General features: G+C 69.6%; 6 protein-coding genes. 2 read left to right on the top strand and 4 right to left on the bottom strand.

The features are described 5' to 3' along the window. Positions 1–340: 340 nt before the first annotated feature. Complete coding sequence (locus LzC2_RS18400) at positions 341–1,990, top strand: RNA polymerase sigma factor (RefSeq protein ID WP_171189496.1); 1,650 nt, start codon at positions 341–343, stop codon at positions 1,988–1,990. Between the two features lie 5 nt (positions 1,991–1,995). Here LzC2_RS18400 and LzC2_RS18395 read toward each other — a convergent pair whose 3' ends face one another. The 4 genes from LzC2_RS18395 to LzC2_RS18380 all read right to left on the bottom strand — a co-directional run bounded on the left by LzC2_RS18395 (position 1,996) and on the right by LzC2_RS18380 (position 7,897). Beyond that, positions 1,996–3,249 carry an ADP-ribosylglycohydrolase family protein gene (locus LzC2_RS18395; protein ID WP_171189495.1) on the bottom strand — a complete coding sequence of 418 codons (1,254 nt, stop codon included), beginning with the start codon at positions 3,247–3,249 and terminating at the stop codon, positions 1,996–1,998. 121 nt (positions 3,250–3,370) lie between these two features. Continuing rightward, positions 3,371–5,335, bottom strand: coding sequence for a DUF5060 domain-containing protein (locus LzC2_RS18390; RefSeq protein WP_171189494.1), 1,965 nt, complete (start codon positions 5,333–5,335; stop codon positions 3,371–3,373). Positions 5,336–5,437: 102 nt separating this feature from the next. Beyond that, positions 5,438–7,327 carry a DUF5060 domain-containing protein gene (locus tag LzC2_RS18385; protein WP_171189493.1) on the bottom strand — a complete coding sequence of 630 codons (1,890 nt, stop codon included), beginning with the start codon at positions 7,325–7,327 and terminating at the stop codon, positions 5,438–5,440. Positions 7,328–7,336: 9 nt separating this feature from the next. Beyond that, positions 7,337–7,897: a Uma2 family endonuclease gene (locus LzC2_RS18380; RefSeq protein WP_171189492.1), complete on the bottom strand. Its 561-nt coding sequence runs from the start codon at positions 7,895–7,897 to the stop codon at positions 7,337–7,339. A gap of 247 nt (positions 7,898–8,144) precedes the next feature. Between LzC2_RS18380 and LzC2_RS18375 the strand changes: the two genes are divergently transcribed. After that, positions 8,145–9,350, top strand: coding sequence for a phosphoglycerate kinase (locus LzC2_RS18375; protein ID WP_171189491.1), 1,206 nt, complete (start codon positions 8,145–8,147; stop codon positions 9,348–9,350). Positions 9,351–9,402: the final 52 nt, after the last annotated feature.

Below are 9,402 nucleotides of genomic sequence, written 5' to 3'. Positions count from 1 at the left end.
GGGCCGATCCGGGTTATCCTGGGCGGCGGCGGGGGCCGCACAGGCAAGCGGCAGGGCCAACGCGGCGGCAGCCGCGACGGCGAGGGAACGACGCAGGGGGAGAGAAGGCATGAAGGCGAACGCACGGGGAGGGGTGATCGGAATCCCCCGATCGAACCGGCTCGCCCCGCCGTCGGCGGGGGGCGACTCGCGGGGGCGGGTCTTCTCTTGAAACACCGGTGAAGGGGTCGCGGTGTCGCAAGGCGATCAGAAAATTTTTCGCGGAGGCGGGGAAATCAGGCGGTCCGGTCGCGGTCCGCGGCGCCTCCCTGTTTGATGTCGCCCTCGCACGGATGCCTCCATGACCGTCCCCGCCCCGGGTTTGAACCCGGGTTCGAACAACCGCCCGCCCAGCGCAAACTCGCCCGGCGGCTCCACGGAAGAGCCGCCGACACAGGGCGATATAACAGACGCGACGCTGTTGACGCGATATATCGAGCGCCGGGACGGGCCGGCGTTTGCGGAGTTGGTCCGCCGGTTCGGGCCGCTGGTGTGGGGCGTGTGCCTCCGCCGGACGGGCGATCGCCAGGACGCGGAGGACGCCTTTCAGTCCGCGTTCCTGCTGCTGGCGTTGAAGGCGCGGTCGATCCGCGAGCCGGCGGCGCTGCCGGGCTGGCTGTACCGCACCGCCCATCGCACCGCGGGTCGGGCGGCGCAGCGGGCGGACGCGACTCGCGACGGGACGCTCGACGCGCTGCCCGAACCCGCGGCCGACGGACCGGGCCTCCTGGCTGAACTCGCCCGGCGGGAGGCGCTGGGCGCGTTCGATGAAGAGGTCTTAAAGCTGCCCGCCGCGGAGCGGGACGCGCTCATCCTCTGTCATCTGCACGGCCTGACCCGCTCCGAAGCCGCCGTGCGACTGGGCGCGACGGAGGCGGCGATCAAGGGCCGTCTCTCCCGCGGCCGGTCGCGGTTGAGAACCCGCCTGGCCCGCCGCGGCTTCGCCCTGCCGTCGTTCGCCCCGCTGCTGCTGTCCGACCCCGTGCCCGCGGCGGCGGCGGAGGCGGTCTGCCGGCTCGCCGATCCGCTGGCACTGTCCGCGGGCGCCGGCCCGCTCTCCTCACTGCTTCCCCACTGGTCCGAGAAAGGACTCGATTCGATGACGCTCCTGAAATCCCGTCCCGCCGCCGCCCTGTTCGCGGTCGCGGCCAGCGTCGCGTTGATGCTGGCGTTGCAACCCCCGCACCCCGCAAGCGCCGGCGGAGGCCAACTCGCCGGCATGGGGCTGGCCGACGCGGGGCCGGCCGATGCAAAGCCAGCCGCCGCCGCGATCCAGTCGAACCCCGGCGCCGCGCGCTTCTTCAACCGCGGCTCGGCGTCGGAACGGAACGATCGTGCGTTCTCCGCGGCGCTCGCTGCGACGCCGTCCGTCCCCTATCCCGCGACGGACCAGCCGGCGGGGTTTTCCCAAGCGGGGGCGTTCGGCGTGCCGGCGGCTCATGTCGCTCCCGGCAATGATTCGGCGGATCTGTTTGTCGACGGCACGACCGTGCCGAGCGGCGAATGGCAGCGCAATACGTCCGTCGGCCCATTTCGTCTGTCCCTGCGGGACGGCCACCTGAGCCTGACCGGCGAGGCCACGATTGAGGAGGATCAGGGGGCTCCCATCACGGTGGAAGTGCACGCGGAGTACGCCGCGCTCTCCGACGGCACGCTAGTCGGCGTCATTCAATCCGCCGAGGGGACGATCGAGGGCGATCTGATGACGAACGTGGAACTTGCCGTCCTCGGTCGCGGACTCACCGATCAAGCGTTCGCCCTGCGGGTCTACCGGAACGGCGGGACGTTTGCGGTGAAAGACGTCAGCCTGGCGGTCCCGACCGGCAGCGACGTCGTGAACGCCGGGGCGAGCGCCGGCGATTGGTCGACCATGACGGATGTGATGTTGGTCGGCCGCTGGCAGCCGGTCAGCCCGGCGCCGACCCAACCGCACACGTTTTCTGCCTACTGACTGCCTCACCACGGCGGGGCGAGCCGGCGGAGGGCGTGGCCCAGCACGAGGGCGAGGAAGGCGGCGTTGCGAGCCGGCACGGCGCCCGGCGAAACCCGCAACGACCGCAGCGCCGCGGCGCGATCGACGGCGGACTCGGTTGGGGCGTCGGCCAGCCGATCCGCACACCGCCGCATCCAGCGTTCGCCCCGCGGCCATTCCAAGAGACCGGCGAGCCACTCCGCGGGCAGCGCCGCCGTCCCCCCCGCGCAGCCCGCCAGGGCGCCGACGACCGCGGCTGTGCTGTCCGCGTCCCCGCCGAGGCGTAATGCGCGTTCGATTCCGTCCCGCATCTCTTGGCTCGGTTCATACCAGCCCGACGCGCAAGCGTCGGCTCTCGGCGCCGCCGAGGGCGGTTGAGAAGTATCGCCAGACGCACGGCCGACGCTTGCGCGTCGGGCTGGTAACCCGTTCGAGTGCGCCGTCGCACCGGCCAGCCACGCCCACAGGATCGCCGGGACGGTGTGCAGGACGAACCCGCTCGGCCCGCCCCGCGGCCAGTCCAACGCCGCGGCGAGCGCCGGGCCGTCGTCGCCCCGCTTCAAAGCCGCGGCGGCCTGTTCGAGCACGGTTCGCAATTCCGGTTCGTTCGTCTCCGTAATCAATAAAGCGAGCGTCGCGGCGGGATCATTGAGTGAATTGGGGCGGGAGGCGAGCGCCGCGGCGTGGGCGATGATCTGGGCCCCGGCGACGGCCCGCGGGTCGGTGTGCGTCAGCCGGGCGGAGACCTCCACGAACGCCCGCCGACGGTCAGGCTCGCCGTTCTCGGAACCAGGGAAGAACGCCCCGAGAATCGCGGCGCGCATCACCGGCCCGTTGCCGGCGCTGTTCACCCCGCTGCGATCCGGCGAGACGCCGACGCACAGCCGCAGGCAGGCAGTCAGCGTCGCTTTCCCCAGCCCGCACGGCCCGCCGGCCAGCCACCATTTCAACCGACGGGCCAAGGCGTGGGCGAAGCGGGCGGGGTCGTCCGGTTCCTCGATGAGGGCGAGGGCGGTGAGCACGGTGTGCTCCGTATCGTCGGACACCATCCCCCGCCAGCAGCTTCCCCCCACGGATCGAACCGCCGGCAGCAACCCGTGCCGCACCGGCCCGGGAAATAGCAGGGCGGCCCGCCGCGGCGAGAGGTTCTCCCGCGGCAGGCCGAGCGCATCTCCGACCGCGGTTCCGAGCAGGCACCCGGCAAGGCGATCGGCGTGTTCCGGCAGGGCAGCGTTCATATGAGGAGAACGTTGCCGTCGCCATGAACCGCTCATCGGCAGCCCGAGGCGCAAGCCGAGGTTCTCCCGCGTGGCAGGCTCACCCGGCCTCGGCTCGCGCCTCGGGCTGCCGGGGGAACGCTCAACCGCCGATCCTGAGGATCCAATCGCGATCCCGCGTACGGCCCGGGGGCTCGCCGGGGTCGACGGCGGCGCCGCCCTCAACCGTCTTGACGGCGCCGGTTTGCCAGGCACCGCCGTTCTCCACGTCGAACCAGCGGACGGGACATCTCGACTCAAACGGAACGGGCACGAACGGCTTGCGGCCGGCGGGGACGTAGACCAGCGTCGTCGTCGAGCCGGGCGGGCTTTGGAACGGCGCTAACTCGGTTTTCCTGACGGCGAAGACCTCGTCCGCGTCGAAGTAGTCGCGGACGGGGTAGTAATCCGCCAAACCTTCCCGCTCCGCGAACTCGCGGGCGATCTTGGAGAACCGCCAGACGTTCGCCCGGCTGCGGAAGTCTTCGAGGTTCAAATCGTTGTGGGGGAACTTATAACCGAAGTACCACTCCGCTCCGCTGCCGCCGCTCAGCAGGTTCGCCCACAGGGCGCGGCGGACGGCGCGGTGGTTCTCGGCGGCGCCGTCGGCGTCGTCCGGCAGCACGCCGGCGTTGGCGGGGCCGACTTCGTCTAGGCAGACGAACCACGGCCGCCCCGTCGCGGCGCTGCGGGCCGTCCACTTCAACGTCTGATCGCGGGTCTGCGACATCGGGCTGAGTTGCAGGCTGACGCCGTCGAAGCTCCGATCGCCCAGCAGCGGCATATAAACCGCGTTCTGCCAGTTCGGATAGGTGTGCACGACGAGCGGGTGATCGTACGGGTCGGTCTGTTTGATATAGGCGGCGAACGCTTTGCGCTGGGCGTCGGTGGTGTCGCGGCCGTCGCCGTCTTTGACCAACTCTTTCCCGCGGCCGTTCTCCTCGCCGAGGTTCCAGATGATCGCCGGGTGATGGCCGAACCGGGCGATCATCTCGCGGTAATACAGCTTGCGGGTCTCGGCGAAGGGGACGCCGGTCTGTTCGTAATCGGCGCCGGGGCCGGTGCGGCGCTCGAACAGAGCTTCGTTTTCGGTCTCCGTCAGCAGCATGTGCAGGGCGATGCCGAGCGTGTCGCAGTGGGTGAAGACGGTCTCCCACTGATCCAGCTTGGAGCAATCGAACCGCGTCAGGTCCGTCGGTTCCTCTCCCTCGGTCGCGGCATGCGGCCAGACGTCCCGGCCGTCGCCGGCGACGTTGAACGGAACGAAGTACAGGCTGTTCACGCCCGCGTCGGCGAGATAATTCAACGCCCCGATCAGGCCCTTGCCCCTGCCGTCCCGCCACGCGGGGTCGCCGTCGTTCCAGTCGCCGAGGTGCGGTTCGTAGCGGTGGAGGGCCTCCGAGTGCGATTCGCCGTCGCGGGGATCGCTTTTGGCGGACCACGTGCCGTCGAAGTCCGCGTAGGCGAGCAGGTTCTCCGGGCTGCCGGCGCCGGTTTTAAAGAAGGGCGTCCATTCGGTCGGCAGGCGTTCCGGAGTCGCCAGCATCAGCCGTCCCTCCCAGGCGGTCAGCTGCCCGCGTCGGCGGAAGTCGCGGGCGTTCTCGACCGCCTCCGGCGGCGCTTTGACCTCGATCGTCCCGCTCGCCTCGGCGATCAGTTCATCGCCCTTTCTCAGAACGAGCCGATAGGTCGTGCGACCGCGCCACGTGGGGCGATAGTGCGCTCGCCAGCGGGCGCCGGCCTCGGCGCCGGTTTCGCCGGCCCGTCCGTCCGCGGCGAAGTAGCCCGGCACGACGCGGCCGTCCACGTCCGCCCTGTCGGGACGGCCGAAGGACGCCGTCAGTCGATAATCGACGAACGGGTTCGCCTCGCCGTTCTCCTGGAGCGCCTCCGGTCCGGTGAGGGTGAAGGCGATCGGGAACCCCACGCGGTACGCCCCGTCGATCTTCCCGTCGATATAAACCGGCGCCGTCGGCGGTTCGTCGCTTCGTCGCTCAACCGGTTCGGCAGGCGGAACGGCCGCCGACCAAAGCAGCGGCGCGGCGAGCAGCAGGGCGGGAGCGAACATGGGAAACCTCGAGCGAGCGGGGGCCGACGGGCGTCGGACGTTGGACGTCTGAACTGGGGAAAACGTTCCGGCGATCGGGCCGGAACGCTCCGAACGGGCCGATCAGCCGCCGATCTTGACGACCCAATCGCGGGCCTCGTCGGGGGAGCCGGCAATGCCGGTCCCGGGGCCGCCGAGGATCGTGGCGCTCTGCCCGCGCTGCCACGCACCGCCGGTTTCAGGATCGAACCAGCGGATCGTCAGTTCGCCTTTCGGAAGGTCGAGCCGCGGCGTGCCGGCCCCGGCCGGGATGTACAGCAGCGTCGTCCCCAGGCGGCCGTTCGAGGCGGAGCGGGACGCGGCCACGACGCCCTTCGCCTCGGCAAACTCCGGCCCCGGTTCGTAGAGGTGCAGATCCTCGCGCTCCGCGAACTCCCGGGCGAGCTTGGAGAACGCCCAGACCTCCGCCCGGCTGCGGAAGTCTTCGAGGTTCAGATCGTTGTGGGCGTGTTGATAGCCGAAGTACCACTCCGCCCCGCTGCCGCCGGAGAGCAGATTCGCCCACAGGGCCCGGCGGACGCGGAGGTGGTTCTCCGCGGCGCCGTCGGCGGCGTCCGGCAACACGCCGTCGTTCGCGGGGCCGGTTTCGTCCAGACAGGCGAACCACGGCCGGCCGGCTTCGCGGCTGAGGCGAATCCACTTCAACGTTTGCTCCCGCGTGACCTCCATCGGCTTCAATTGCAGGCTCACGCCGTCGAAGTACGGCGAGCCGAGCAGCGGCGTATACACCGTCTCCTGCTTGCCGGGGTAGGTGTGCACGACGATCGGGTGATCGTACGGGTCGGCCTCTTTGATGAACTGGGCGAAGGCGAGGCGCTGGGCGTTCGAGTTGCCCGCCGCGTCGGAGTTCTTTCGGCCCTCGCCTTCGGGGCCGTTCTCTTCCCCGAGGTTCCAGACCAGCGCCGGGTGATGGCCGAACCGAGCGATTAATTCGCGGTAATAGAGCTTACGGGTGTCCGCGAAGGGCACGTCGCCGTCGCCAGGGCCGTCGCGGTGTTCAAACAGCGATTCGTTCTCCGTCTCCGAGAGAATGACGTGCAACGCAATGCCGAGCCTGTCGCAATGGTTGAAGACGATCTCCCACTGATCGAGCTTGCTGCAATCGAACCGGGTGCGGTCGTCGGGACTCGCGTGCGGCCAGACGTCCTTACCGTCGCCGGCGACGTTGAACGGCAGGAAATAAATGCTGTTGGCGCCGGCGCCGGCGAGGTAGTTCAACGCCCCGATGAGCCCTTTGCCCTTGCCGTCCCGCCAAGTCGGGTCGCCGTCGGTCCAGTCCTGGAGGTGCGGCTCGTAGCGGTGGGGCGCCGGCCGCGGGTCGCCGGTCGGGCGTTTGCCTTTGAGGGTGTAGGTGCCGTCGAAATCGACGTAGCCGAGCAGGTTCTCCGGGCTGTCGGCGCCGGTTTTATAGAAGGGCGTTCCGGCGACCGCCGCGTCGCCCGGCGGGACGAGCACGAGCCGGCCGTCCCACGATTGCAGGGCGCCGCGGACGTGGAACGAAGCGTTCTGCTCGGACTGTTTGAGCGCGGGGCCGACCTCGATCGTCCCGGTCGCCTCGGCGACGACGGCGTCGCCCGCCTTTAACGTCAGCTTGTAATCAAGTTCCCCCGCCCGCTCGGGGCGGACGTGCACGCGCCACCGGTCGCCGGCCTCGGCGCCGGTCTGACCGGCGGAGCCGTCCGCGGCGAAGTAGCCCGGGACCGTCAGGGCCGCCCCCTCGAACGGATTGTCGCGGGCCAGCAGCGAGAACGCCCCGGTCAGGGTGTAGTCGGTAAACGGGTTCCGCTCGCCGTCCTCGCGGAGAACCTCCGGCCCGGTCAGGGTTAGCGTGATCGGAACGCCGGCGGGGAACGCCTCGTCGACCGGCCCCGTGATTTCGACGGGGGCTTCTGCGGGCGGGGCTTCTGCGGGCGGGGCCGCGAGCGCGACGAGGAGCAGGGCGGGGGCGAGCATCGGCGGGGTTTATTCAGCAGGGAACAGATCGGACGCCCGGCGGTCGAAGCCGGGAAGGACGTCGCCGGTCGGTATCGGATCGTCGCCGGCGGCGAAGGCGGGCGGGGCGTCGGGGCGATAAATCGTCACCTCCCGGGCGGGCGGATCGACCACCCACACGAGCTTCACGCCGGCCTCAAGATAGCCGTTCACCTTGCGAACCACCTCCGCGTGCCGATCGCTGGCGGAGAGCACCTCCACAATCAACACCGGCAGGGCGTCGTCGTAACCGGGCGTGTCGTAATCGGCCAGCAGGTCGGCGTAGGACGTCTTTTCCGCATAGAAACAGACGTCCGGCCCGCGGACGACGTCCGGGTCGCGGGCGACGAGCACGCCGCTGTCCCCGCCGGCGACTTCCCCGAAGCCGGCCCGCTTCGCATAGTTGCTCAGCACGTTGCTGATCCACGCGAGCAGTACGCCGTGCAGTTTGTGGGGGCGGGACATCTCGACGACCTTTCCGTCCACCAGTTCCAAGATGCGGTGATCGTTCTCCGGGCGGTTGGCGTAATGCCAGAACTCGACGTGCGTCATCAACCCGTCCGGCGCCGGGGTCTCTGTTGAGGCGGGAGGCTGAACGGGTGGATCGAGGACGGGCGGAGCGGCGGGCGGCATTGCGGGCCTCCGAACGGACGGTTCCGGGGAAGGGGCGAACCCTCAGCATACCGATCCGCCCCTCTCCCTTGCGTCTCCATACGCGGCGGGCACACTCACGCGCCGCGGCCCGCTCCTCGCGGCGCTCCCTTCGGTCGCGGCTAACTCCCCTCACACGCCCGTTCCCATGCCCTCCCCGAAAACGCTCGCCGACCTCGACCCCGCTGGGAAAGCCGTGCTGATGCGGGTCGACTTCAACGTGCCGTTGGACGGCCCCGTCGGCTCGCAGACCATCACCGACGATCGCCGCATCACCGCGGCGGTCCCCAGCATTCAGAACGTGCTCGACCGCGGGGGGAAGGTGATCCTGATGAGCCACCTCGGCCGGCCGAAGGGCGAACCAGACGCCAAGTACTCCCTCAAGCCCGCCGCCGATCGGCTGGGCGAACTGCTCAGCGCGAACGTGCACTTCGCCACGGATACCGTCGGCGAAGACGCCCAGGCCAAGGTCGCCGCGCTGCAGGACGGCGAAGTGTTGGTGCTGGAGAACCTGCGGTTCGGTCCGGGCGAGAAGAACGGCGACGCCGACTTCGCCGGCAAGCTGGCCGCCTTCGGCGACGCCTACGTCAACAACGCCTTCGGCACCTGCCACCGCACCGACGCCAGCATGGTCGCCGTCCCCGAGGCGATGGGCGACAAGCCCAAGGTCGTCGGTCTGCTGGTCGAAAAGGAGATCGAATATCTCTCCAAGGCGATCGAGAATCCGGAACGTCCGTTCGTCGCGATCCTGGGCGGGGCGAAGGTCTCCGATAAAATCGAGGTCATTAAGAACCTGCTGGGCAAGTGCGACAGCGTGCTGATCGGCGGAGCGATGGCCTACACCTTCAGCCTCGCCCAGGGCGGCAAGGTGGGCGGGAGCCTGGTCGAGCCGGATAAAACCGACCTGGCCAAAGAGCTGATCAAAGAGGGCGGCGACACCCTCAAACTGCCCACGGACACCCACTGCGGCGACGACTTCAGCTCCGACTGCCAAAAGACGATCGCTAAAGCCGGCGAGATCCCGGACGGCTTCGAGGGCTTGGACATCGGCCCGGAAACGGCCCGCACCTACGACGAGATCGTTCGCAACGCCAAAACGATCGTCTGGAACGGCCCGATGGGCGTGTTCGAGATGCCCCCCTTCGACGGCGGCACCAAAGCCGTCGCCGAGGCCGTCGCCGCCGCGACGAAGGGCGGCGCGATCAGCATCATCGGCGGCGGCGACAGCGCCGCGGCCGTGCAGAAGTTCGGCATGGACGACCAGGTCTCCCACGTCTCCACCGGCGGCGGCGCCAGCCTGGCGATGCTCGAAGGCAAGCCCTTCAAAGCGGTCGACGTGCTGGATCAGAAGTAGGACGCGATCTTCCCCCTCGCCCCCTTTTGGGGGAGAGGGGCCGGGGGTGAGG

Source organism: Alienimonas chondri (assembly GCF_013036045.1).
Lineage (GTDB): Bacteria > Planctomycetota > Planctomycetia > Planctomycetales > Planctomycetaceae > Alienimonas > Alienimonas chondri.
Note: the sequence above shows the minus strand (reverse complement) of the source record. Positions and strands in the feature narration are given on the sequence as shown.

Bases quoted from the DNA above. Each gene is read 5' to 3' on its own strand.
- LzC2_RS18380 (WP_171189492.1), bottom strand. From the start codon at position 7,897: ATGACGCACGTCGAGTTCTGGCATTACGCCAACCGCCCGGAGAACGAT.
- LzC2_RS18375 (WP_171189491.1), top strand. From the start codon at position 8,145: ATGCCCTCCCCGAAAACGCTCGCCGACCTCGACCCCGCTGGGAAAGCC.
- LzC2_RS18395 (WP_171189495.1), bottom strand. From the start codon at position 3,249: ATGAACGCTGCCCTGCCGGAACACGCCGATCGCCTTGCCGGGTGCCTG.
- LzC2_RS18390 (WP_171189494.1), bottom strand. From the start codon at position 5,335: ATGTTCGCTCCCGCCCTGCTGCTCGCCGCGCCGCTGCTTTGGTCGGCG.
- LzC2_RS18400 (WP_171189496.1), top strand. From the start codon at position 341: ATGACCGTCCCCGCCCCGGGTTTGAACCCGGGTTCGAACAACCGCCCG.
- LzC2_RS18385 (WP_171189493.1), bottom strand. From the start codon at position 7,327: ATGCTCGCCCCCGCCCTGCTCCTCGTCGCGCTCGCGGCCCCGCCCGCA.